The 24,804-nt window shown below is 54.2% G+C and carries 26 protein-coding genes; 15 read left to right on the top strand and 11 right to left on the bottom strand.

The features are described 5' to 3' along the window. Positions 1-232: 232 nt before the first annotated feature. From ACTU44_RS18915 to ACTU44_RS18905, 3 genes are read left to right on the top strand one after another with little or no spacing between them, the layout of a single operon-like run. Positions 233-820 (top strand): hypothetical protein, encoded by a 588-nt coding sequence (locus ACTU44_RS18915; protein ID WP_462096104.1) that lies wholly within the window; start codon positions 233-235, stop codon positions 818-820. Positions 821-851: 31 nt separating this feature from the next. Next, complete coding sequence (locus ACTU44_RS18910) at positions 852-1,109, top strand: type II toxin-antitoxin system CcdA family antitoxin (protein ID WP_462096103.1); 258 nt, start codon at positions 852-854, stop codon at positions 1,107-1,109. Further along, positions 1,109-1,399 carry a CcdB family protein gene (locus tag ACTU44_RS18905; protein ID WP_462096102.1) on the top strand — a complete coding sequence of 97 codons (291 nt, stop codon included), beginning with the start codon at positions 1,109-1,111 and terminating at the stop codon, positions 1,397-1,399. The genes ACTU44_RS18910 and ACTU44_RS18905 overlap by 1 nt, the downstream gene beginning before the upstream one ends. A gap of 3 nt (positions 1,400-1,402) precedes the next feature. On the opposite strand, the gene ACTU44_RS18900 is transcribed toward ACTU44_RS18905, so the two are convergent. Then, complete coding sequence (locus ACTU44_RS18900; RefSeq protein ID WP_114099043.1) at positions 1,403-2,929, bottom strand: UbiD family decarboxylase; 1,527 nt, start codon at positions 2,927-2,929, stop codon at positions 1,403-1,405. Positions 2,930-3,182: 253 nt separating this feature from the next. Between ACTU44_RS18900 and ACTU44_RS18895 the strand changes: the two genes are divergently transcribed. The 3 genes from ACTU44_RS18895 (at position 3,183) to ACTU44_RS18885 (ending at position 6,309) form a co-directional block, all read left to right on the top strand. Continuing rightward, positions 3,183-3,539 (top strand): DUF4170 domain-containing protein, encoded by a 357-nt coding sequence (locus ACTU44_RS18895; RefSeq protein WP_114099044.1) that lies wholly within the window; start codon positions 3,183-3,185, stop codon positions 3,537-3,539. Between the two features lie 17 nt (positions 3,540-3,556). After that, a complete protein-coding gene (locus ACTU44_RS18890; protein WP_462096101.1) occupies positions 3,557-4,330 on the top strand; it encodes a hypothetical protein in 774 nt (257 codons plus the stop codon). A gap of 281 nt (positions 4,331-4,611) precedes the next feature. Then, on the top strand, positions 4,612-6,309 hold the full coding sequence (locus ACTU44_RS18885) for a methyl-accepting chemotaxis protein (protein WP_462096100.1): 1,698 nt from the start codon (positions 4,612-4,614) through the stop codon (positions 6,307-6,309). 7 nt (positions 6,310-6,316) lie between these two features. On the opposite strand, the gene ACTU44_RS18880 is transcribed toward ACTU44_RS18885, so the two are convergent. From ACTU44_RS18880 to ubiA, 3 genes are all read right to left on the bottom strand, one after another. Continuing rightward, a complete protein-coding gene (locus tag ACTU44_RS18880; protein ID WP_336082286.1) occupies positions 6,317-7,033 on the bottom strand; it encodes a class I SAM-dependent methyltransferase in 717 nt (238 codons plus the stop codon). Positions 7,034-7,103: 70 nt separating this feature from the next. Further along, positions 7,104-8,900, bottom strand: coding sequence for a cation:proton antiporter (locus ACTU44_RS18875; RefSeq protein ID WP_114098942.1), 1,797 nt, complete (start codon positions 8,898-8,900; stop codon positions 7,104-7,106). 78 nt (positions 8,901-8,978) lie between these two features. Continuing rightward, positions 8,979-9,932, bottom strand: coding sequence for a 4-hydroxybenzoate octaprenyltransferase (ubiA, locus tag ACTU44_RS18870; RefSeq protein WP_462096099.1), 954 nt, complete (start codon positions 9,930-9,932; stop codon positions 8,979-8,981). A gap of 60 nt (positions 9,933-9,992) precedes the next feature. On the opposite strand from ubiA, the gene ACTU44_RS18865 reads away from it, so the two are divergent. The 3 genes from ACTU44_RS18865 (at position 9,993) to ACTU44_RS18855 (ending at position 12,568) form a co-directional block, all read left to right on the top strand. After that, a complete protein-coding gene (locus tag ACTU44_RS18865) occupies positions 9,993-10,793 on the top strand; it encodes a 16S rRNA (uracil(1498)-N(3))-methyltransferase (protein WP_336082279.1) in 801 nt (266 codons plus the stop codon). A gap of 12 nt (positions 10,794-10,805) precedes the next feature. After that, positions 10,806-12,176, top strand: coding sequence for a glutamate--cysteine ligase (locus ACTU44_RS18860; RefSeq protein WP_462096098.1), 1,371 nt, complete (start codon positions 10,806-10,808; stop codon positions 12,174-12,176). Between the two features lie 83 nt (positions 12,177-12,259). After that, complete coding sequence (locus ACTU44_RS18855) at positions 12,260-12,568, top strand: chorismate mutase (RefSeq protein WP_114098946.1); 309 nt, start codon at positions 12,260-12,262, stop codon at positions 12,566-12,568. Here the strand turns inward: ACTU44_RS18855 and glpD are convergent. The 5 genes from glpD to phnD form a co-directional block, all read right to left on the bottom strand. Beyond that, the gene (gene glpD, locus ACTU44_RS18850; protein WP_462096097.1) at positions 12,556-14,094 is read right to left on the bottom strand and encodes a glycerol-3-phosphate dehydrogenase; all 1,539 of its coding nucleotides are present in this window, start codon (positions 14,092-14,094) and stop codon (positions 12,556-12,558) included. The genes ACTU44_RS18855 and glpD overlap by 13 nt on opposite strands. Before the next feature lies 1 nt (position 14,095). Further along, positions 14,096-14,920, bottom strand: a complete 825-nt coding sequence (gene phnE, locus ACTU44_RS18845; RefSeq protein WP_462096096.1) for a phosphonate ABC transporter, permease protein PhnE — start codon at positions 14,918-14,920, stop codon at positions 14,096-14,098. Next, complete coding sequence (phnE, locus tag ACTU44_RS18840) at positions 14,914-15,720, bottom strand: phosphonate ABC transporter, permease protein PhnE (protein WP_114098949.1); 807 nt, start codon at positions 15,718-15,720, stop codon at positions 14,914-14,916. Before phnE (ACTU44_RS18840) ends, phnE (ACTU44_RS18845) begins: the two co-directional genes overlap by 7 nt. Beyond that, complete coding sequence (gene phnC / locus ACTU44_RS18835) at positions 15,717-16,514, bottom strand: phosphonate ABC transporter ATP-binding protein (RefSeq protein WP_114098950.1); 798 nt, start codon at positions 16,512-16,514, stop codon at positions 15,717-15,719. The genes phnE (ACTU44_RS18840) and phnC overlap by 4 nt, the downstream gene beginning before the upstream one ends. An 85-nt stretch (positions 16,515-16,599) precedes the next feature. Continuing rightward, on the bottom strand, positions 16,600-17,598 hold the full coding sequence (gene phnD, locus ACTU44_RS18830) for a phosphate/phosphite/phosphonate ABC transporter substrate-binding protein (protein WP_336082270.1): 999 nt from the start codon (positions 17,596-17,598) through the stop codon (positions 16,600-16,602). Between the two features lie 170 nt (positions 17,599-17,768). On the opposite strand from phnD, the gene ACTU44_RS18825 reads away from it, so the two are divergent. From ACTU44_RS18825 to ACTU44_RS18800, 6 genes are all read left to right on the top strand, one after another. Continuing rightward, positions 17,769-18,599 (top strand): DeoR/GlpR family DNA-binding transcription regulator, encoded by an 831-nt coding sequence (locus ACTU44_RS18825; protein ID WP_258548745.1) that lies wholly within the window; start codon positions 17,769-17,771, stop codon positions 18,597-18,599. 160 nt (positions 18,600-18,759) lie between these two features. Further along, positions 18,760-20,151, top strand: coding sequence for a class II fumarate hydratase (gene fumC / locus ACTU44_RS18820; protein ID WP_462096095.1), 1,392 nt, complete (start codon positions 18,760-18,762; stop codon positions 20,149-20,151). A 96-nt stretch (positions 20,152-20,247) separates the two neighbouring features. Next, a complete protein-coding gene (locus tag ACTU44_RS18815; RefSeq protein ID WP_462096094.1) occupies positions 20,248-20,766 on the top strand; it encodes a DUF2946 family protein in 519 nt (172 codons plus the stop codon). A gap of 65 nt (positions 20,767-20,831) precedes the next feature. Continuing rightward, the gene (locus ACTU44_RS18810; RefSeq protein WP_114098953.1) at positions 20,832-21,338 is read left to right on the top strand and encodes a copper chaperone PCu(A)C; all 507 of its coding nucleotides are present in this window, start codon (positions 20,832-20,834) and stop codon (positions 21,336-21,338) included. A gap of 111 nt (positions 21,339-21,449) precedes the next feature. Next, positions 21,450-21,953, top strand: coding sequence for a cupin domain-containing protein (locus ACTU44_RS18805; protein ID WP_114098954.1), 504 nt, complete (start codon positions 21,450-21,452; stop codon positions 21,951-21,953). Between the two features lie 78 nt (positions 21,954-22,031). Next, the gene (locus tag ACTU44_RS18800; RefSeq protein ID WP_114098955.1) at positions 22,032-22,691 is read left to right on the top strand and encodes a LysE family translocator; all 660 of its coding nucleotides are present in this window, start codon (positions 22,032-22,034) and stop codon (positions 22,689-22,691) included. Positions 22,692-22,795: 104 nt separating this feature from the next. Here ACTU44_RS18800 and ACTU44_RS18795 read toward each other — a convergent pair whose 3' ends face one another. Next, on the bottom strand, positions 22,796-23,791 hold the full coding sequence (locus ACTU44_RS18795; RefSeq protein WP_114098956.1) for a dipeptide ABC transporter ATP-binding protein: 996 nt from the start codon (positions 23,789-23,791) through the stop codon (positions 22,796-22,798). Continuing rightward, on the bottom strand, positions 23,791-24,804 hold the full coding sequence (gene dppD / locus ACTU44_RS18790) for a dipeptide ABC transporter ATP-binding protein (RefSeq protein ID WP_114098957.1): 1,014 nt from the start codon (positions 24,802-24,804) through the stop codon (positions 23,791-23,793). Before dppD ends, ACTU44_RS18795 begins: the two co-directional genes overlap by 1 nt.

Genomic DNA, 24,804 nt, shown 5'->3' with positions numbered 1-24,804 from the left:
ATCGGAATGTATCTATGGGCTAGTTATAGGGGGCAGGGACGCATTCGCAAAGAGCAGAAACAAAAAGAACGTGTCGCGTCTGTGCATCCTGACACCTCTGTTCAGAGGTGGCTTGAAACCGGCCACCGGGCAAGGGTGCGGTGGCTCTGTTTTCCGGGATTTATCTGCTATAGTGCGGAAAACAGATGATAATTGGCGGGTATGATCGCCAGACAAACGGGATCGGACACTGATGCGTAATATTTTGGTTGGCCTGATTGCAGGTGGCTTGTTCGTCGGGTTTGGTAATCCGTCATTCGCCGATGATCAGGATCAGACAAACGGGCCTGATGAAAACGGTGTCTGGGAACTCAATGCCGATGGCAAGGCGGATCCGGTATCAACAGCTCAGCTTTACGCCGAGATGCGCTTTCAGGGCGGGCAATATGCACGTAACTATCGTCATCAGATGCTGACAGGTGATTTTACCTGTGACGATGTGGTCGACCGGATTGCAGGATGGGTTGATCTTGATAGCCCCGAAGGTCCGAAATTTGCCATGCTGTTTGTGACCAACCATGGTGGCAAGGCGCAAAGCGAAATCCATTACCTGCCGTTTGAACAATCCGAACAGTTTGCGCTTTGTATCCATGATGAAACTGCCCCGCCCGTCATGAGCTGGCAGGAAAACAGCACAGAATTTATGGAAGAAGTCATCGGATCGAAAGACAGCTGCAACTTCGCCATCCGGGTTGACGATTTCATGTGCGATGCGCCGCAATTCTTCTATTCGGAGAAGCCCGCCGATAATGGCGATCACTGGTTCTTTTTCCGAAATTGAGGCGAATGAGAAAAGTTGATAGAACGTGCGCATGAAAGGTCGGTCAATGGCAGGCGTGAACGCAGCGGCACTTCGTAAGGCGACCAATATCAGCATTGATGTGGAATTGCTGGCAGAAGCCAAAAGCCTTGGAATTAATATCTCGCGGACGGCAGAGCAGGGGCTGCGTGAGGCGGTTGCCAAGAAGCGGGCCGAACAGTGGCGCGCGCAAAACAAGGCTGCACTTGAAGCCAGTAATGCCTTTGTTGAAGAACAGGGTATTCCGCTTTCCGCACATCGGAAATTCTGATGGCAAAGGGCGATATCTATCGGTTTGAGGCGGGATATGTCGTTGATGTGCAGTCTGATCTTTTATCAGACCTGAAAACCCGCGTCATTGTCCCTCTGCGGCTCAAATCCGAATATGCAATCCCGGCGGAACGGTTAAATCCGGTTATCAGGATTGAGAGCAATGAGTGGGTTTTACTGAAGCAATTTATTGCAACGGTCAGTCTCGCAGAGTTTGGCGAAAAGGTTGGTGAGTTTGAAGACAGCTTCGCCCTCACCAACGCATTGGATATGGTGTTTCACGGGATCTAGCGATTAGTCCCGCCAGATTTTCTTGCCCGATCCGGGAAGGCCATAGCGTTCCCATTTCTGATCCACCCGGTCGATAATCTCGTCATCCATATAGATTTTTTCACCCCATTCCCGGTTGGTTTCGCCCGGGAACTTGTTGGTGGCATCAAGGCCGAGCTTGCCGCCAAGGCCGCTGACCGGGGATGCGAAATCAAGATAATCAATCGGGGTGTCGGTCACCGTGGTGATATCACGTACCGGATCCATCCGGGTCGAGATTGCCCACATGACGTCTTTCCAGTCGCGCACATCAATGTCGTCATCCACGACAATGACGAACTTGGTGTACATGAACTGACGCAGGAATGACCAAACACCCATCATCACGCGCTTGGCGTGACCGGCATAGGCCTTTTTCATCGATACAACAGCAATGCGATAGCTGCATCCTTCGGGCGGCAGCCAAAAATCAACGATTTCGGGGAATTGCTGTTGCAGAAGCGGCACGAACACGTCGTTGAGTGCCTCGCCCAGAACTGACGGTTCATCTGGCGGACGACCGGTAAAGGTCGACAGATAGATCGGGTCCTTGCGCATGGTTATGGCGGTGATGGTAAAGACCGGGAAATCCTCGACCGAGTTATAATAACCGGTGTGATCGCCATAGGGGCCTTCGGGTGCATATTCGTCGAGCGAGACATAGCCTTCAAGCACGATTTCGGCCGTTGCCGGAACCTTGAGCGGGACGGTCTTGCAGTCAACCAGTTCGACCTTTTCGCCGCGCAGAAGACCGGCGAACTGATATTCCGAAAGGGTATCGGGAACCGGGGTCACAGCGGCAAGGATGGTGCCCGGATCAGCACCGAGAACAATCGCGGCTGGAAGTGGATCACGCTTTTCCTTTTTCCAGCGCGCATGATGCTGCGCCCCGCCGCGATGTTTCAGCCAGCGCATGATCGCCTTGTTCTTGCCAAGCACCTGCATGCGATAGATGCCAAGGTTAAAGACATCGCGCTTGTCACCACCTTTTTCCCCGGCGGTGGGGCCTTGGGTCACCACCAGCGGCCAGGTAATCAGCGGGGCGGGTTCGCCTGGCCAGCAGGACTGCACCGGAATTTTCGACAGATCAATGTCATCACCCTGAAGAACGACTTCCTGACACGGCGCCTTTGAAACCGTTTTGGGTTTCATCGCCATGACGGTCTTGGCGAGCGGCAGCATCGAAAATGCTTCGCGGATGCTTGCGGGTGGTTCGGGCTGTTTGAGGAAGGCCAGCGTTTCACCGACTTCGCGCAGTTCTTCGGGTTTGCGGTTCATGCCTGCCGCCACCCGGTCAACCGTGCCAAACAGATTGACCAGAACCGGCATGTCATATTTTTTGCCGTCATCTCCGACGACATTTTCAAACAGAACCGCCGGGCCACCTTCGGCAAGAAGACGGGTCTGGATTTCCGTCATTTCAAGATTGGGGGATACCGGTTCGGTGACACGGACAAGACGGCCGGTCTTTTCGAGCGCATCCATGAAGTCACGAAGGGATTGATAGGGCATGGCACCTGTCATCTGCAAAGCTTTGAAACCTGATTGTCTTCATACGCGTGGACGCGGGCTTGGACAACCTTGCTGTTGTCAAATACGCTATTTGTAAGTGGGCCGATCGCTTCCTACATGAAACCGGGATGCTGCGTTGCATAATTTTGCGGTTTTGGTTGACGCATCATTTGGTTATACATGGGCTAGAATTGAGTCGCGTGGCCCACAACGCGCGGCATGGCAACTCACCAAAAGCATGAAGGACGCACAGATGGCCAAATATTGGGTTATCGGGGGCACCTATCAGGATACCGGTTTCGACAAGCCGATTGGCGAAGAAACCAAAGTTGGTCCGTTTGGCAGCTTCGAAGACGCAGAACAGGAATGGTCCAAAATGGCATGGCAGTCGGTGGATGACGCGAATTCGCGTTACCGCATCGAACGCCTTGAGGAATACTGGGTCGTTGGCGGTGAATATGAAAGCACCGACTTCGAAAAGCCGGTTGGCGGTTCCGAAGAGCGCCATGGTCCGTTTGCCACCTTTGGCGATGCTGAAAAAGCATGGTCGAAACTGGCCTGGCAGCATGTTGATGACTGCAACTTCCGTTACCGTGTCGTTGAAGGCTAAGCCGGATCGACCGAACCATGTTTTCGATTTCTGACGCGCGGGTTGTTACAGACCCCGTATTACGCGAACAGATCGAACGGCATCCACGCGCGCAGGAACTCCTGCGCGCGTTTTTGTATCCCTATGCCGCACCCGATCATGACTTTCTGTTTGAGGGCGGGATAACCCGGCCTCTGACAGGAAACGAGGTCAGTGCGCAGATAGCCGGTCGCATACCCGTTCTGGCCGTCGGGTCAAACAGGGCGCCGGTGCAACTGGCGCGGAAATTCACCCACCAAAATCTTTCAGATGTCATTCCGGTAACGCTTGGCTGGATGAAACATCACGATATTGTCTATTCGACTCATATCACCGGTTACGGTGCCATTCCGGCAACTTTGGCCCCGTCACCGGGGACGTGTGTCCGTATTGCGGTTACCTGGCTTACCCCGGCGCAACTGAGCCACATGCATCTGACCGAGTCAGTTCCAGCCCATTATCAGTATCTGCAACTTCATGGTCGGGATATTGATCTTGATTGCGGATCAGGCCCTGAACATGTCGGTATATATCAGTCATCATCAGGGTATCTTTTCGGCGATGGTCGTGTTTTTGCCCTGTCGTCAATTCGTGCGACAGGTCGACGGTATCGGGCATCTAGCCAATGGGAAATGATGGAACATGCTGCGCAGTGTGCAGGCCAGGTTTTGCGCGCTGAATTCGTGCTCAGACTGATAGATGATCCCCGGTTCAGAACAGACATTCGCGACCGCTTTATCCCAAAACAGTCTTCACTCTGTAATCCTCACTAGTCTACCCCTATATATACTTCAGAAGCATGTTTTGACATTTGGAATTGTGTCAAAGTTGGGGATAACATCATAGAAATCAGATGCTTAAGTGAAACGTACAAAGCCGTCATCAGAACGGTGTATTCAACCGATAGATTTGAGAACGATCAGTTGGATTGAATCTTCGCACGGTATTGGAATTGCGAAGCGGTACCAGATTTTGGGTGAGATTGTTGGGAGAATTTCGGTGTTGTGTTGCGCGAGCGTGTTTTCACAGCTCGTGACCTAGGGAGACTGCATACATGTTCGGTTCGGGTTCGGGTGACAGCCATATTGTAAAGGCGATCAAACAATCGCAGGGTACGATCGAGTTTTCGCTTGATGGTCAAATAATCGATGCAAATCAGAACTTTCTGACATTGATGGGATATGAGCTTTCGGAAGTGCGTGGCAAACATCACAGCATGTTTGTTGATCCGGAATTCGCCCGAAGTGCCGAATATGCGCAATTTTGGGAACGGCTTAAAGGCGGTGAATCCTTTACAGCCGAGTTTCAGCGGTTTGGCAAAGGCGGCAAGGAAGTCTGGATTCAGGCGACCTACAATTCCGTGCTGGGGGGCAACGGCAAGCCCTATAAGGTTTTCAAAATCGCGAGTGACATTACTGAACGCAAGCTTAAGGCAGCCGACTATGCCGGACAAATTGCCGCGATCAGCAAATCACAGGCGGTTATCGAATTTGATCTGAATGGCAACATTCTTGATGCGAACGAGAACTTTCTGTCCACGATGGGCTATCAGCTTTCGGAAATTCAGGGCAAGCATCACCGGATATTTGTCGATAAGGACTACGCCGACAGTCAGGAATACCGCGATTTCTGGAAGCAGCTTGCGACAGGAAAGCACCTTGCAGCCGAATATCAGCGCTATGGCAAAGGTGGCAAGGAAGTCTGGATTCAGGCCAGCTACAATCCGATCCTTGATATGGCAGGGCGGCCTTTCAAGGTCGTCAAATACGCGACCGACATCACTGCCCAAAAGCTTCAGGCTGCGAATTTTGCCGGTCAGATAGAGGCAATCCATAAATCACAGGCTGTGATTTCATTTGAAATGGACGGAACCATTCGCAATGCGAACGCCAATTTCCTGGCTGCGATGGGATATAGCTTTGATGAAGTTATTGGCAAACATCACAGCATGTTCATTGATCCCGCAGAGGCGCAAAGTTCCGAATATAAGGAATTCTGGGATTCTCTTCGCCGGGGCGAACACAAGGTCGCCGAATTCCGCCGACTGGGCAAGGGCGGTCGCGAAGTCTGGATTCAGGCAAGCTACAACCCGGTTGTCGACATGAATGGCCGTCCGATCAAGGTGGTGAAATATGCCACGGATATTACCAAGCAAATTCTTGCCCGTCGCAAAGCCAAGCAACTGGCCGAAGGATCAAGCACCAGTGCCGAGGCCGTCGCCAGCGCATCCGAGGAAATGTTAGCCGCCATTCAGGAAATCAGTGAAAGCATGCATCGCTCGCAAATTGCGATGAACGATATTGTTGCAAAAACCGAAGAAGCCAACGAGGTTCGCGCCGATCTTGAAACAACGTCTGAATCAATGGCCGGTGTTGTGCAAATCATTCGTGACCTTGCCGAGCAGGTGAACCTTCTTGCACTCAATGCAACAATCGAGGCCGCGCGTGCCGGTGAAGCAGGCAAGGGCTTTGCGGTGGTTGCTGGCGAGGTGAAAAACCTTGCCAACCAGACAGCCAAGGCAACCGACGAAATCGAAACGCAGATCGAAGCAATGATGGACATTACCAAGCGGGTGGTGGCATCCACTGCGGGTATTTCAACATCTGCGGAATCAGTGAGTGGCTATGTCGATTCAATTGCATCCGCAGTTGAGGAACAGACAAGCGTCACACAGGATATTTCGAAAAACATTCAGTTTGTCTTTAACGGCATTTCCGAACTGAATGACTGCGTAAAAAGCATCGCAAGCTGATCACGCTTTAAGCCATATTTTCCCGGTCTGGCAGGAGCTGCCAGATCCGGGTGAATTTTGTATCAGTATCCTCGACCGCAACATCGACGGGCACGTCATAGGTTTCGAGTTCGTCGATATTATGGGTCGGGGCATAGGTTCGGCCCGGATCGGCAAGGATAACACGGGTGCCAAGGCGCGCTTCTGCCATCAGCCATTGCAGAACGGCATTGGCCATGTCCTGCTGATAACAGACGTCACCGGCAAAAATCACGTCCCAGCGCTTTTCTGGCGCACTGGTGCCCACGAAGTTCTCGGTCGTGGTCGGGAAGTCGACCCCGTTGCGCTTTGCATTGAGCCGGGTCGCGGTAATCGCGACCGGATCAATATCATTTGCCAGTATCTCGGCGGCCTCGGCCATCACACAGGCAATGGCCTGCATCCCGCCACCGCAGGCAAAATCCAGCACCCGTTTGCCGCGCACCAGTTCCGGGTGATCAAGGATATAGCGCGTGATTGCCTGACCGCCGGGCCATGCAAAAGCCCAGTAGGGGGGCGGAATATCAAGCACACCAAGAATATCCTCGGTGGCTTGCCAAAGCGGGGTGATATGGGTCGCCAGATACATCTCGATTTCCGGCGCCAGCGGCACGCGTGCCGGTACAGTAAAAGTCTCGATCAGATCGGCAAATTGCGGATCGTCGACTTCCGGAACCAGGGCGTCAGCAAAGATGTTTTCGGTCATGAATTGGCTACTTTGACGGTGATCATGTGCGGGAAGTACCGGCTTTGCTGCAATTGAGCAAGGTCGATTATCAAGCGGCCTCTGTTTCGGTCTTGCCAAGATACAAGATCACATCGCGCGATTTGGCTTTGGGGATATCCGGGCCGATAAACAGCTGATTGCCACGCACCATCGCCAGAATGGTCGGGGATTCGTCATGCAGGTCAGTGAATGCATCCCAGCCAAATTCATCGGTCAGTCTGGTTTGACGAACGGAAACCCCGTTACGATAGTCACGGCGGATATCGTCCGTGGTCAGGGGATTGGAAAACAACTGTAATCCGCCAAGCGTCTGGCTGGCTTTGTGGCGACTGCGATCATCCGGGCCGCGATGCAGTCCGGTCTGAAAGACCGAGCGTCGCCCGAATTCGGGGGCGAAATCGGTGCAGACCAGTGTGTTATAGGCATCATTGTCGGTTGCCGCGATCAGTTTACCCAATCCGGTCGTGTCAAGGTGATGCTCGAATACTTCAGACAGGACTTCTCCGTAAAATGTCGTCAATCCGGCCTCGCGGGCCGGGCGCAGTGCATGCCAGCGGGAATCGGTAATAACAACCGGGATTTCAAGTTCATGCAGCCGGGTTGCCAGATCAATCGTCCATTGATGGGCACCAACAATCAGGACACCGGGCGGACCTTTAAGGGCAAGGTCGAGGTGACGGGCAAGCGGCCGGATCGAAAAACCATGCAGAAGAACCGTGGAAAAGACCATTGCAAAGGCAAGCGGGATCAGGAGTTTGCCATCTTCATGTCCCAGATGGACAAGTTCGCGTCCAAACAGGCCTGAAACCGCGACGGCAACAATCCCGCGCGGCGCAATCCAGCTCACCAGCAAACGTTCGCGCCATGCAATCTTTGAAAAGCTGAGCGCACCCAGAATTGAAACCGGGCGCACAATGAACAGCATGGCAAGGACAAACAACCCGTGGCCCCAGGTCAGTTCCTCGATCATTGACCATTTCAGGATGGCGGTCAGAATGATGAAGACACTTGAAACCAGTATGACGGTCAGGGTTTCCTTGAAACGGCGAATTTCGTCAATCGCCATCAGATGGGCATTGCCGATAACAAGACCTAGAACAGTCACGGCAAGAAGCCCGGTTTCATCCTGAACGAAATTTGCCCCGGCAAATGACGTCAGCAACACGCCAAGAACCAGCGGGGCCTTGAGAAATTCGGGTATCCAGCCACGACGAAATACCTGCACGGTCATAAAACCGGCAGCAAGACCGATAACGATTGCAATCAGGATGGTAAAGGCCAGATGGCCAATGACACCGCCCAGTCCGTTGCCCCGTTCAACCGCGACAATCACCTCATAGGCCAAGACGGCAAACAGGGCGCCAATCGGGTCATTGACGATGCCTTCCCATTTCAAAAGCGTGCCGGGATGTTTTGATAACCGGGCGTGACGTAACAGGGGGGCTATGACAGTCGGGCCGGTAACAATCATGATCCCGCCAAACAGGGCTGCCACCGGCCAGCTCAGCCCGGCAAGATAATGGGCCGCTGTCGCACCAAGCAGCCATGCCAGAAGGGGAGCAAATGTTGTCAGACGTAAAATGCCGCTGACGCTTTGGCGCAATTCCCGGAAATCAAGCGCAAGCCCGCCTTCAAACAAAATGACGGCCACTGCAATCGAAATCAAAGGCGGCAAAAGCGGGCCAAAATCCGTTACCGGGTCAAGCAACCCGGTTCCCGGGCCCAGAACAAGGCCCAATACGGATAACACGACAATGGCGGGTATCCCGGCCCGCCAGGCGAACCATTGGGCACCAACCCCGGCAAGGATCAGACCGGCGATCATCAAGGCAAGCATTGCGGCCATAAATGTGCCCTTGTAATTGTCGTGATATCAGACAGATGGTGTGCGTATTCAAAAAACACAGCCCCGATCTGAAACTTGTCAGGCAAGCGCGATCAGATGCGACATGACAATGGCGCCAAGCACCAGCAATCCATAATCCCGGTTCGATTTAAAACGTCGCAGGCAATTGGCCGCGTCGTCAAGCTTGACGGTTGCGACTTGCCAGCCCAGATGAATGCCTGCAAGACCGAGTAACACGAAATAGGACCAGTGCAAATCGGCCAGCATGCCCGAAATGCCAAGCAGCAATGTGGTCAGGGTATAAAAGCCCATTGTCCATTTCGGGGTTGCGTCCCCCAGACGCAGGGCAAGGGATTTCAACCCGATCTTGGCATCATCATCCTTGTCCTGATGGGCATAGATGGTGTCATAGCCAAGCGTCCAGAAGAAGCCCGCCGCATACATGGCAATTGCCGCTGGTGCGACTGTTCCGGTGACGGCCGCCCATCCGACAAGCGCGCCCCAGTTAAAGGCAAGTCCAAGGACCGATTGCGGCCAATAGGTGAACCGCTTCATGAACGGATAAACAACAATGATCGGGATCGAACAGATACCGACAACGATCGCCTCAATCCGGAACTGCACCAGAATGGCCAGACCCAGAAGCATCATGCAGCCAAGGAACAGCAATGCCTGCCATACCTTGACCTGACCGCTGGGCAAGGGACGGGTGATGGTGCGTTCGACCTTGCCATCGAAATTACGATCGGCAAGGTCATTGATCACACATCCGGCCCCGCGCATGATCAGTGCCCCAACGCCAAACAGGGCCATCATGATGACGATTTGCTTGGCGGTAATACCGTCTGTAATGCCACCGGCCATCGCAGTTGACCACCAGCAAGGCAAAAGCAGCAACCATGTGCCAATAGGTCGATCAAGACGCAGTAGCTTCAAATACGGGCGAACGGGTTCAGGCACGTAACGGTCAATCCAGCCATCTGCCGGCATGTCGTTTTTGGTACTCTGTATTGGTTGGTTGACCTGTGTCATAATTGGCCTATCTAACAAAAAACTTTTTCAAGTCGCCGTAGAACGGCTTTGGGGACCTACATGACCGCAGATGCCACCCGCGCCCGTCAGCGCCTTTTCGTCCATGATCCTATCACGGCCGGTTGCGAGATCGAACTTGCTCCTGAACAGTCTCATTACCTTGAACATGTGATGCGTCTCAAGCCCGGAACGCCAGTTAAAGTTTTTAACGGGCGCGATGGCGAGTGGCTAGGCACGATCAGCGAGCTTCGCAAAAAGAAGGGGCGCATCACCGCCGGGACGCAATTGCGCGAACAGGGCACCGAGGCCGGACCGACTCTTGTTTTCGCGCCGATCAAAAAACAGCGCCTTGATTTCCTGATTGAAAAGGCGGTCGAACTTGGTGTTGGAAAACTTCAACCGGTCATTACCCAGCACGGTATCACCGACAAGGTGCGGCTGGATCGTTTGCAGGCACAGGTCATCGAGGCCGCCGAACAGTGCGAGCGCCTGACTGTGCCTGAAATTGCCGAGCCGGTACGTCTTCTCGACTGGGTCGCAAATGGTGCCGAAGATCACCATTTGCTGTTCTGTGACGAGACGGGATCGGGGTCACCAATTGGTGAAGTGTTAAGTCAGCTATTGGCAAAGGGCGCTGGCTCGGTTATCGACAATATCAATGTTGTTAACCATGCACTCGTGATTGGACCCGAAGGCGGCTTTAGCGCCGACGAACTTGAACGTATCCGCAAACAGCCTTTTGCAACGCCTGTCAGTCTCGGCCCACGTATCCTTCGGGCGGAGACAGCGGCAATTGCTGCATTGACGGTATTTCAGGATCGCATCGGCGATTGGTCACACCGACCAGTTGCGAGAGATTAGGGGAAGCCCTTTATGACTGTCAGCGCCTCCACTGGTGACAGCCCGGTTATTGAAAGCCGGCGTCAGCTTGTCGAATGGTTCGAGTCCGGTTCCAAACCGAAAAGTGACTGGGCCATCGGCACCGAACACGAAAAATTCGCCTTCACCCGCGATGACCTTCGCCCGATCCCCTATGAAGGGGAACGGGGTGTTAAAACCCTTTTGAATGCCCTTGCCGAACGCTATGACTGGGAGCCGATCATCGAGAACGGCAATGTCATCGCACTGACCAAGGACAAATGTTCTGTATCGCTTGAACCGGGCGGTCAGATCGAACTGTCGGGTGCCCCGCTTAAAAACATTCACCAGACCTGTGGTGAAGTGCATACCCATCTTCATGAACTGCGCGAAATTTGCGGTGATCTTGGCATTGATATGCTTGGTGTCGGTCATCAGCCGAAATGGGCGCGTGAAGACATTCCGTGGATGCCCAAGGGGCGTTACGGGATCATGCGCGAATATATGCCCAAGGTTGGCAATCTTGGCCTTGATATGATGCTTCGGACCTCGACCATCCAGGTCAATCTGGATTTCAGTTCCGAGGCCGACATGGTCAAGAAATTCAGGACCTCGCTTGCGCTTCAGCCGGTTGCGACTGCATTGTTTGCGGCATCACCGTTTGTTGACGGCAAGCCAAGCGGTTTCCTGTCATCACGGTCAAACGTCTGGACCGATACCGATCCGGATCGGTGCGGTATGTTGCCGTTCGTGTTCGAGGACAGTTTCGGCTTTGAACGCTATGTCGACTATATGCTTGATGTGCCGATGTATTTTGTTTATCGCGATGGCAAATACATCAATGCTGCGGGCAAGTCGTTCCGTGACTTCATGGATGGCAAGCTCGATGTGCTTCCGGGGGAACGCCCGACCATGAATGACTGGTCGGACCATATGACAACCGCCTTCCCCGAAGTGCGTCTTAAGAAGTTCCTTGAAATGCGCGGGGCTGACGGTGGTCCGTGGAAGCGCATCTGTGCGTTGCCGGCCCTTTGGGTCGGGTTGCTATATGATGATGCGGCCCTTGATGCAGCATGGGATCTGGTCAAGGATCTGTCGGTTGAGGAACGCGAAGCCCTTCGCAATGATGTTCCGCGTACGGCACTGGCCACCAAATTCAAGAATGGCACCGTTCAGGATCTGGCGAAGGACGTCCTTGCTGTTTCCAAACAGGGCCTTCATGCACGTGGTCGCATGGATGGCTATGGCGATGACGAAACCCATTTCCTCGAAAGCCTTGAAGATGTGGCGGAAAGTGGTCGTACGCTTGCCGAAGAGTTCCTTGATAAATATGAAACCGAATGGAACGGTTCGGTCGATCCGGTCTTTAAGGAATATGCCTATTAAGGCGTTACAGATATCGGCAATAAGGGCAGTGGTAACACTGCCCTTATTTGTTTGTGCATTCGAATGAAAGAAGGTTCCTGAATATGAGCGTTAAGGCCAATCATTGCGAAACCATGTCCGAGGTTCGTGCCAATGTGGACCGGATTGACCGGCTGCTTGTGGCGCTGATGGCTGAAAGGCTTAATTACATAGAACAGGCAGCACGCATCAAACCGTCACGCGATGCAGTCCGTGACGAGGACCGCATCGAGGACGTGATCACCAAGGTCAAAGCCCAATGCGAAATTGACGGCTTTGACAAGGATATGGCTGAACGGATGTGGCGGGCGATGATGGAAGATTTCATCGCCCACGAGTTCGTCAAATGGGACGGATTGCGTCAACCGGCCTGACGGGATGATTGTGCAGCCTGACCAAGCCGGGCTTGGGCGGCAAACCAGTGATGGACAGCATCGACCTGATCAGGCTGCATCCCGAGACCAAGCTTGGTTCTGCGCCACAGAACATCTTCTGCGTCACAGGCCCATTCATTGGCAATCAGGTAGTGCAGTTCAGCTTCATACAGGTTTGGGGCAACCTCTTGGCCCAATTGAGCCATTGACGTGGCGTGACCCAAAATTGTTCGGGTTGCCGTGCCATAGCAACGCGCCAGACGATCCAGCAATGCCGGCGTTACCCAGTCAAACCGGGTCTTGAGATCCGCAACAAAGCGATCGTAATCGCCGTCCGGCATATCGCCGCCCGGAAGTATGGCATTTGCCGTCCAGTCCGGTGATTTGTTGCCTAGAACGGGGCAAAGTTTCTGCATGGCATGTTCGGCAAGCCTGCGATAGGTCGTGATCTTGCCACCATAGATCGACAGGATCGCCGGGGCATTACCGGCAGAGCCGGTATCAAGATCAAACACGTAATCACGGGTCACTGCCGATGCATTGGCATTCTTGTCGTCATAAAGTGGACGAACACCGGAATAATCCCAAACCACGTCATCCCGACCAAGCGGCTTTGCCAGATAGCCATTGACCAGTTCGAGCAGGTAATCAATTTCCTGATCACTGATTTTGACTTCGGACGGATCGCCTTTATAGGGAACGTCCGTGGTGCCGATCAGGCTGTAATCACGCTGATAGGGAATGGCAAAGGCAATGCGCCCGTCGTCATTCTGGAAAATATAGCAGTGATCATGGTCATGGATGCGCGGCACGATGATGTGGCTGCCCTTGACCAGTCGAAGACCGGCGGCCTTGTCGCCAAGTCCGGCATTCTCGACCATCCGGGTGACCCATGGTCCGGCCGCATTGACAACCGCACGCGCCTTGACGGTGCGCGATGATCCGGCTGCGTCAATCAGTTCAGCGTCCCAGTAATCAATCTGGCGGACCAGATTGGCACACCGGGTCCGCGTGCAGATTTCAGCACCCCGTGTCTTGGCATCCTGCGCGTTCAAAACCACCAGACGGGCATCATCGACCCAGCAATCCGAATAGGAAAAGGCGCGTTTGAATTGTGCCTTTAACGGATTGCCTTCCGGTGTGCCCGCAAGGCTGAGCGCCTTTGACCCCGGCAGGCGTTTGCGTTTGGCCAGATGGTCATACAAAAACAGACCGGCACGCAGCATCCATTGCGGACGCAGGCCCTTGTGATGGGGCAGGACAAATGTCAGGGGCCAGATGATGTGTGGGGCTGCGGCAAGAAGAACTTCACGTTCCTGCAGGGCTTCACGCACCAGCCGGAATTCGTAATGTTCAAGATAGCGAAGGCCGCCATGGATCAGCTTGGTCGAAGAGGAAGAGGTGGCCGAGGCAAGGTCGCGCTGTTCGACCAGAAGAACAGAAAGTCCGCGACCGGCGGCATCACGGGCAATACCTGCGCCATTGATGCCGCCGCCTACGACCAGAAGGTCGTATGTCTTGTCCACGTCAGATCACCTTTTTACGCAGGTAAGCTGAGATGGCTTCGCCGATAATGACCAGGCCGATGATCGCCAGAAGGATGGTGGCAACCGTCTGCCAGGCAAAGGTATCAATCGCACCCTGAAGGATGATGCCGATACCGCCCGCACCGACCAGACCCAGAACCGTACTTTCGCGCAGATTGATATCCCAGCGCAAAATGGAAACGGCAAAGAAGGTCGGCATGACTTGCGGGATAACCCCGTAGACCAGAATCTTGAAACGCGATGCGCCAACAGATTCCAGTGCCTCGATCGGGGCACGGTCGATTTCCTCGATTGCCTCGCCCAGCAATTTGCCAAGGAAGCCAATCGAGCGGAAAATGATTGCCAGAATACCGGCAAGCACACCGGGTCCGAACACGGCCACAAAAAGCAATGCCCAGATGATGGTGTTCACCGAGCGCGATGACACCAGAATGAACCGGCCAAGCCACAGGGTAAAGCGGTTGGGCGTGGTGTTCTGGGCAGCGATCAGGGCAATTGGCAAGGACAGGAACACAGCAAAGAATGTCGCAATCGTTGCGATATTGACGGTTTCAAGCAGCGTCCAGGCAATGTCTTTCCAGCCTTCAAGTGACGGCGGGAACATACGGCCAAACAGATCACCCATCTGTTGCGGCGCATCCCAAAGCCACGGCCAGATGACGTTGATGGTCGAAAGTGACCAAACAACGGCAACTGCGACCAGTGCCATCAGGCCGTAACGACGCCAGCGTTCCTTGGAGGTATAGCGAGACCATTCGCGATGGGCGATTGCGTCCGGTCCGGTCGGTTGAGTGGTGGCTACCATAGGTTCCTCCTGATCCGGCCGCTGATGGCCTCACTGACAAGGATCACACCGATGATGCAAAGGGTGATGGCCAGTGCAAAGTCATAGTCGTAGCGCCCGAAGGCGTTCAGAAGCGTCGAGCCGATGCCGCCTGCACCCACAATGCCGACAATCGCCGACGCACGCAGGTTGCTATCAAGCTGATAGATCGAAAGACCGATCTGACGGGGCATGATTTGCGGAATGACGGCATAAAGCAGGGTGACAAAGGTCGGTGCGCCAGCCGCACGGACGGCTTCGACCTGACCCCAGTCGATTTCCTCGATTCGTTCGGCCAGCATTTTGGCAACGAAACCGATGGAATAGATCGTCAGGGTCAGAATGCCTGCCAGCGGACCAAAACCGACTGCTTTGACAAACAGGATGGCAACGATGACCGGGTGGAAGGAACGCGCCACAATGATGAAGCCGCGCCCGATGGTGTAAAGCCATTTGGGGGCGATGTTTGATGCGGATGCAAAGGCAATCGGAATGCTCAGTGCCAACCCGAGAAGGGTTGATACAATCGCGATCTTGATGCTTTCCATAAAGCCGTCAAACAGCAGCTCGCCGCGAATGAAACTTGGCGGGAAGGCGCCTTTGAAAATACGGATGGCGCGCGGAACGCCGTCCTGAATGCGTTCCCAGTCAAATGGAAGGCTGGTGACAGCCCACCATACATAGCCGACCACAGCAATCAGAAGACCCCAGCGCAACACGGGGTTGGCAATAAAGGGTGGCTTCTTCCATGTGCGGCCCGTTGTTTGAACGGTGCTGCTCATCTTGCTGCTACCTCGCGCAAATGCGTACTGCTTTCGGCGCCACCACGTTCTTCGGCGGGGACACCTGCATAAATTTCGTCCATGGCGTCATTGTTCAGATCGGTCGGTTCGCCATCGAAAATGATGCGACCAAACCGCATGCCGACGATGCGCTGGGTATATTCCTTGGCTTCATTCACGTTGTGAATATTGATCAGAACCGGCAGGTGCAACTCGGATGCGAGCGCGCGCAGCAGTTCCATGATCTGGCGCGATGTTTTCGGATCAAGTGACGCGGTCGGTTCATCGGCCAGCAGAATTTCCGGCTCCTGCATCAGGGCGCGCACAACGCCAACACGCTGGCGCTCGCCACCGGACAATTCATCGGCACGCTTGTTTGCGTAATGGGCAATACCAACGCGCTCCATCAGGTGGAAGGCGCGGTCGATATCTTCTTGCGGGTAATTGCGGGTCACAGCACGCCATGCCGGAAGATAACCGAGGCGGCCGGACTGAACGTTTTCCATGACCGTCAGGCGGTCAATCAGGTTGAAGCCCTGAAACACCATGCCGATACGGCGGCGCGCCAGACGCAGCGCCTTGCCTTCAAGCTTGGTCAGTTCAGTGCCATTAAGCTCGATAGAGCCCGATGACGGTTCAACAAGACGGTTGATACAGCGCAGAAGGGTACTTTTACCTGCTCCCGATGCGCCGATGATCGAAACAACACTTTCGCCAGGCACTTCAAGGTTCAGGTTCTTCAACACTGCCTTTTCTTCGCCATAGCGTTTTACAAGTTCTTTGATACGCAGCATTGCGTTACCCCGGTTTGAATGGGAGACGACACAGGGCCACGGCAAGCCGGGCCCTGTGATATCGACGTCGTTTGAGAAATGCGGATTACTTCAGGTTATCCGGGGTGTATTTGACACCGTTGGCAGCCTGGATTTCGCGAATGACTGCCCAGTCATTCTGGTAGGTGATCGGGATGAATTTCGAAACACCTTTGAATTCTTCACCAAGGGCGGTGCCCTTCATGTCGAAGGTAAAGAAGGCTTCCTTGATCTTTTCGACCAGTTCCGGCTTCAGGTTATAGGCATAGTTGAACGAAGTGGTCGGGAAGCGCTTGCTTTCGTAGATGATCTTCACTTCTTTCGGGTCGTAAAGATCGCGCTGGGCCATACGTTCGACAACTTCGGAGGCAACCGGAGCTGCATCATAGTCGCCGGCAACAACGCCAAGGATCGACTGGTCATGCGATCCGGAATAGACAACTTCGTAATCCTGTTCCGGAACGACGCCCTGACCCGGGAGAAGGGCACGCGGTGCAAGGTTGCCCGAATTCGAAGTCGGCGAGGTGTGCGCGACACGCTTGCCTTTCAGATCGGCCAGTTCGTTGATGCCACTGTCAACGCGGGTATAAAGCTGAAGCGTGTAACCGAAACGGCCGTCATCCCCACCCATCAGGGCAAACGGAACCGCACCGGCAAGGTTAACTGCAAACGGCGTCGGACCGGTCGAGAAACCTGCAACATGCAGACGACCCGAACGCATGGCTTCGACTTCGGCCGAGTTCGACTGAACGGCAAAGAAGTGAACGTCCTTGCCGGTTACTTTTTCAAGATGCTCAAGGAACGGCTCCCAGATGTCGGCATAAACAGCCGGGTCTTCGACCGGGGTATATGCAAAGACAAGAGTGTCCGGATCGACAAGCTGATCAGCAGCCGGTGCATCGGCCACCAGATCGCCATCCATGTCGCAATAAAGCTGGTCAAGATCGCCACGCGCGATGCAATCGTCAGCAGCAGCTGCCGGGGCAGCGGTGAAACCAAGCATACCAACCGCAGCAAGCAGTGTGGTGAGCTTCAGGCTATCAATTTTTTTCGGATATGAAAACACGGCTACTGAACCTTTCTTCCCTGTGAACGCTGGCTTTCAGCCATTTATGATGTGGTTTTGTTGGTTTTATTGTTGCTTTTATCAACATTATGAATTCGAAAAAGTTGAGAAATCAACATAAAACTGTAACAAAAGATTTCAGGAGAGGTTGATAGAATAGATAAATCATCATGGAAATAGCCAATCTTCAGGGGGATATGGCTTTGCGTTTGGGAAAAAAAGCAAGACAACAACGCATTCTGCATGAACTACAGGTTCATCCGCATGTGAGAGTTGCCACATTGGCAGAGCGATTCGATGTGGCAACGGAAACAATCCGCCGTGATCTTGACGCCATGAGCGAGGAAGGCCTGATCAAGCGTGAGTTTGGCGGGGCATCAGCGCGACCGATGGGCCATCAGCCCGATCTGGCGGAACGGCAATTATCTGCGGTGGCCGGGTTCGAACGCATCGGTATGCTGGCGGCTGATATGGTGCGATCCGGGGATGTTGCGATGATTGATGCCGGATCAACAGTGGCACAGATCGCGCCGTTTCTTGCCGCACGGCGCAGTGCGCTGCCACGTACCTTCCTGACCAACTGTTATGCGGTTGTGCATGGCATGGCTGATCTGGCGGATTATGATGACGTTCTGATGTGTCCGGGCCAGTTTGATCGTCGCGAAAATGCGGTTTATGGCAGTGACACGGTCGACTATCTGCGACGCTTCCACGCCAATATTGCCTTTATCGGTGCATCCGGTGTTTCGCGTCAGGGGTTTAGCGACGTGAACCGCCGGGCGGTTGCCGTTAAACGCGCGATGATGGAACGATCCGATGAAACATGGCTGATGGTTGATCACACCAAATTTGATCAGCGTTATCTTGAAAATGTCGCCCCGCTTGAGGACCTGACAGGGATCATCACTGATCGCCCGCCAACCCCGGAAATCACATCACAGCTCGAACGTGCCGGGATCAGGTTGCTGGCCTGGCAAGAGCGGTCGGAAAAAGTCGGCTAGGGCACCAAGGATTTGAATGCAAACAAATATTATTTGCATTTGCCTTCGTTCTTGATCCGACCCATATTTCCGGTCAACAGTTTGTAACCTGAACCAAGCAGCTGTTGCACCGGGTTTCCCGCCCCGGTCAGTTTGACGTCTGACACGGAGGATATCTATCGTGACCAATCAAGTGACCACCCGTACCGAACAAGACACCATGGGCACCGTCGAGGTTCCCGCCGACCGGTACTGGGGCGCACAAACCCAGCGTTCAAAGCAGAATTTCAAAATCGGTGGTGAACGGATGCCCGATGCGCTGATCAGGGCGTTCGGGATTCAGAAACTGGCCGCGGCGCGCGCAAATGCCGCTCTTGGCAATCTTGACGCCGACCTGGCCGATGCCATTGAGGCCGCGGCATGCGAAGTTGCCGATGGCAAGCTGCTTGATCATTTTCCACTGGTTGTCTGGCAGACCGGATCGGGCACCCAGACCAATATGAATGCCAACGAAGTCATCGCCAATCGGGCGTGCGAAATCCTGGGGAAACCGATGGGGATGCGTGATCCGGTTCATCCCAATGATCATGTCAATCGTGGACAGTCGTCCAATGACAGCTTCCCGGCAGCCATGCATATCGCCGCAGTGGTTGAGGTTGAAAAGTCCCTGAAACCGGCACTTGTCCATTTGCGCCGCGCGCTTGAGGTCAAGGTCAATGCCTTTGCCGATATCGTCAAAATTGGCCGTACCCATATGCAGGATGCGGTGCCTTTGACACTTGGTCAGGAATTTTCGGGCTATGCCGCGCAGATTGCCATTGGTCTTGAACGTATTGATGATGCGCTTAAACGTCTGCGCAAGCTGGCCCAGGGCGGTACCGCACTTGGCACCGGGCTGAACGCGCCCAAGGGATTTGACGTCGAATTCGCCAGACAGGTTTCCGAAATCACCGGAATTGCCTTTGCCACGGCAGAAAACAAGTTCGAGGCCCTTGCTGCCCATGATGCCTGCGTTGAAATGTCGGGCGTGATGAATGTGCTTGCAGCATCGCTGATGAAGATTGGCAATGATATTCGCCTGCTTGGTTCAGGGCCGCGTTGTGGTTTGGGCGAACTGGTCCTTCCGGCCAACGAACCCGGATCATCAATCATGCCGGGCAAGGTCAATCCGACACAGGCCGAAGCATTGACGATGGTGTGCGCGCAGGTCATGGGCAATCATGTTGCCGTGACGGTTGGCGGATCAAACGGACATCTGGACCTGAATGTATTCAAGCCGGTGATTATCTATAACCTGCTGCAATCTATTCGCCTGATTGCCGATGCGTCAGTCAGCTTTGCCGATAACTGTGTTGCCGGGCTCGAGGCCGATCAGGAAAAGATCGACCATTATGTCGAACAAAGTCTGATGCTGGTGACGGCTTTGGCACCGCATATTGGCTATGACAATGCCGCCGCTGTTGCGAAAAAAGCCCACAAGGATCGCAGCAGCCTGAAAGAAGCCTGCATTGCGCTGGGCTTCCTTGATGGTGTGAAATTCGACGAACTGGTTAAGGCACGCGACATGATCTGATGCGGCCTGACTGATGACCTGACGCCACCAATGGCCGGACAGACATTTCCCCGGTCACAGGTGAGCGTTTGTCGGGGCAGGCTGTCAGGGGCATCTTTGATCAATGTCATTGCGGGTAAGGATGAATTGGGGCATATCAGCCAGATGTTCTCAACCAAACGCCATAACCGCCAGTGTTGCGGTATATCTGTCAGCCGCGTCCTTCAGACTTGGCTGATGGCGTTTGTGATCCTGCTTGCAGGTATCACCCAGTCCGGCCTGATCCCGGCCCTGATCACTGGCCATGCCACCGGAATTTCGCAGGCCAATGCCGCGGATGCTGTTCCGGGTGGCAACGTTGTTCTGATCTGTACGCCAAATGGCATCGAGCCCGTCAATCTGGCGGATAAGGACGGGGATCAACACACCCGACCAGACAATCCGCCCCCAATGGCCGGTCATGCGTTTTGTTCGCTTTGTGCGACCCATCACGGGGCGGTTGTTGCCATTGAACTACCCGATATGGTGCCGGTTCCGGTTGTCCATCATCTGCGCTTTGCTGTGGCAAATGGCAAGGCGGATGGTCGCGAAGTTCTGCGTGTACATCATTCACGTGCACCGCCAGTCGCTATCTGATTTCCAAAACGAACTCTTGATGAAATCAGACCTGCCACGCGCAGGCAAAAGACGGATGAAACTCCATGAAAAAATTCTTTGCTGTCATTGCGACTTTGGCGTCGCTGTTTGTTGTTAGCAATGCCTTTGCGGCCGATATTGAAGTCAAGGATGCCTGGGCAAAGGCTTCTCTTGGTCAGGTGCGCAATGGTGCTGCGTTCTTTGTCGTTGTGAATAACGGCGATGCGGACCGGATTGTTGGCGTGCGCAGCGATCTTGCAGCCAAGACCGAACTCCACACCCACATCATGGACAACAATGTCATGAAAATGCGTCAGGTCGAAGGCGGTGTTGATGTTCCGATGCATGGCGAAGTCATGTTCAAGCCGGGCAGCTATCACGTCATGATGATGGGGCTGAAAAAGCCGCTCGAAGAAGGCGAGATGGTTCAGGTGATACTTGAATTTGAGAAGGCTGGCGATGTTCCGGTTATGATCAATGTCATGGATGCAATGGCCAAGGGCCCGGCGGGCATGGGGGCGATGAACCATGGTAATATGGATCATGGCGGAATGAACCGTAACGCAAACTGATTGCAGTTATGGCGTCGGTTTGATGGCCGATTTTCAGGGGGAAGGTTTGCGCCTTTCCCCTTTTTTCGTCATGATGGGGAAATAGTCGCCGTTGGTCAGAGGGAGCCCGCAATGTCAGAAAACATCACCATCGACGATCTGATTGCCAAGCTGGGGCTGCAACCCCATCCCGAAGGCGGATATTACGCCGAGACGTTCCGCGCCTTTGAAACATGCAATCCCGGTAACCGCTATCTTGGTGTACGCAGTACCGGAACGGCGATCTATTACCTGCTGACACCCGATACCTTTTCGGGGATGCATATTCTGACCAGTGACGAAATTTTCCATCATTATCTGGGCGATGCTGTCGAACAGCTTCAGCTGTTCGAGGACGGAACGCACAAGTGTGTCGAAATCGGCAAGGACCTTCTGGCCGGGCAGAAACCGCAAATGGTCGTGCCCAAAAATGTCTGGCAGGGCGCGCGTCTCAAGTCCGGCGGAAAGTTTGCCTTGCTGGGATGTACGGTCGCACCGGGATTTGATTTTGCCGACTTCTCTATGGGCAAACGTGCAACCCTGAGCGCGAAATGGCCCGCAGCATCCGATATGATTGCAGCATTGACGCGCGACTGATTTTAAGGCGAAATCGCTCTGTCACCAATCCGGGACGGGGCCAGTTCGGGCGCTGTTCCGAAATACAGGATATGCCCCATGCAGTTCGATACCTGGCTTTTATTTGCCGGGGCGGCAATCGCGTTGTCGATGGTTCCCGGCCCCAATAACCTTCTTGCGATGTTTAATGGTGCCCGCTACGGCGTCGTGTCGGCGGCGGTCGGTGGTGTCGGGCGTATCATGGCCTTTGCGCTGATGATCGTGATTGCCGCAACAGGGCTTGGCGTTATTCTGGCGGCCAGTGAAACGGCCTTTCTGATCATTAAATGGGTCGGGGCGGTCTATCTGGTTTGGCTTGGTGTCAAAAGCTGGCTTGCCAAGGTGCATGATGTTGACGCCGATACTGTTACCGGTTCGGGGCAGGTCGTGCTTATGGCCTATCCCGGTGCCTTTACTCTGGCACGCACAGAATTTCTGACGGCGATTGGCAATCCCAAGGCGATTTTGATTTTTACCGCCTTCTTCCCGCAATTTCTTGACCCTGCACAGGCCTATGGTGCGCAATTCACGGTCATGGGCTTGACGTTCCTTGCGATGGAAAGTTCGGTCTTGCTTGTTTATGGACTTCTGGGGGGACAGGTCAAAGGCCTGATCCGGTCGGCGCGTCATATGCGGATGCTTAATCGTGTATCGGGTGCGCTTCTGGTCGGGGCGGGGGTGCTATTGGCCTTTACCGAGCGGACCCGTTCATCGGCCTGACTTCCATTTGATGGAAAGACATTCCGAAATGCGCAGGGGCGCGCTGGTTAAAGCGCGCCCCCTTGCTCCCTTGTCTACCCGGACATCCGGGTGATCGCCTGTTCTCAGGCGATTTCCTCGACCCGGTGGCACGCCACTTCGCGGCCCTCGAAATTGCGCAGTTCCGGGCGAACCTTTGCGCATTCCTCGGTCGCAAACGGGCAGCGTTTATGGAACGCACAGCCCGATGGCGGGTTGATCGGTGAAGGCAATTCGCCGGTAAGCGGTTCTGCCTTTACACGATGTGCCGGATCGATCTTTGGTGCCGATGCCAGAAGCGCCCTTGTATAGGGATGCAACGGCTTGGCAAAAATCTCTTCGGTCGGTCCTTTTTCAGCGACGCGACCGAGATACATCACCATGACGTCATCTGCAATATGTCTGACGACAGAAAGATCGTGCGAGATGAAGACATAGGCGACATTCATCTCTTCCTGAAGATCCATCATCAGGTTGAGAACCTGCGCCTGGACCGACACATCAAGGGCAGAAACCGGTTCATCGGCAACGATGACTTTCGGTTCCAGAATAAGAGCACGCGCAATGGCGATACGCTGACGCTGCCCGCCCGAGAACATATGCGGATAGCGCTGGAAGAATTCCGGGCGCAGACCAACCTTGGCCATGGTTTCGCGAACACGTTCCTCGCGTTCCTTGCGACCAAGGTGATCCATGTTCAGCAACACCGGTTCGGCCAGAATCTGACCGACCTTCTTGCGCGGGTTAAGCGACCCGTAAGGGTTCTGGAAAATCATCTGAACTGTGCGGCGGAAAATTTTGGCATCCTTGTCAGAAAGGTTGCCGACCGCATGGCCATTAATCTTCAGCGCGCCCGCACTGGGTTTTTCAATCAGGGTCAGCTGACGACCAAGGGTCGATTTGCCGCAACCTGACTCGCCAACGACTGCCAGCGTCTTTTTGGCTTCAAGCGTGAAGGACACACCATCAAGCGCCTTGACCGTCGCGCCGGGTTTGCCGAAACCGCGATTAACATCATAGTGACGGACGAGGTCATCGGATTCCAGAAGCGGAACACCGGGTTTGGTATCCAGAAAACTCATTATACAGTCTCCCCGGTGGCCAGATCGGCAGTTAGGCCGGTCGGCTGGCCCTGATCATTAAGCGGATAGAAGCAGCGTACATCGCGTCCGTTGAAGTCAGTGACTTCCGGACGTGCGCTTATGCAGCTTTCATTGGCGTAGCGGCATCGCGGTGCCAGAAGACATCCCGTCGGGCGGTCATACTGGCCCGGAACCACGCCGGGGATAGTGCGCAGGCGATCATGGCCCTCGGAACGTTCCGGCAATGCTTCAAGCAGCGCCTGCGTATACGGATGACGCGGGGCGGCAAAGATGCTGTCGGCAGGACCGCTTTCAAACAGCTGGCCCGCATACATGACTTGAATGCGGTTGGCGGCCTCGGACACCAGTGCAAGGTCATGGGTAATCAACAAAAGCCCCATATCGCTGTCTTCCTGCAGTTTCAGCAGAAGATCAATGATCTGGGCTTGAATGGTGACATCAAGGGCCGTGGTCGGTTCATCGGCGATCAGAAGACGCGGCTTGCAGGCGATCGCCATCGCAATGACGATACGCTGGCTCATGCCACCCGAAAGCTGATGTGGATAGGCGGTCATACGTGACTTCGGATCGGGGATGCCGACCTGATTAAGAAGTTCGAGCGTACGTTCACGACGCTGCTTCTTGGTGCCGCCTTCATGGACCTTAAGGGCTTCCATGATCTGGGCTTCGACCGTGAAGCAGGGGTTAAGCGCAGACATCGGATCCTGGAAGATCATGGCGATGTCTTTGCCGGTGATTTCGCGACGACGTTTCGCAGGCATCCCCAACAGGTCCTGACCGTCAAAGGTCAGGGCGTCTGCTGTGACACGACCGGGAAAATCGATCAGGCCCATAACGGCAAGCGATGATACCGATTTACCGGAACCCGATTCACCGACGATGCCAAGAACTTCGCCGCGATCAACTGAATAGCTTACTGAATCAACAGCACGAAACGGCTTGTCTTCGGAGCCGAACTCGACTGTCAGGTTTTTTACTTCGAGAAGAGCCAT

It is taken from the genome of Thalassospira sp. SM2505 (assembly GCF_054901115.1).
Note: the sequence above shows the minus strand (reverse complement) of the source record. Positions and strands in the feature narration are given on the sequence as shown.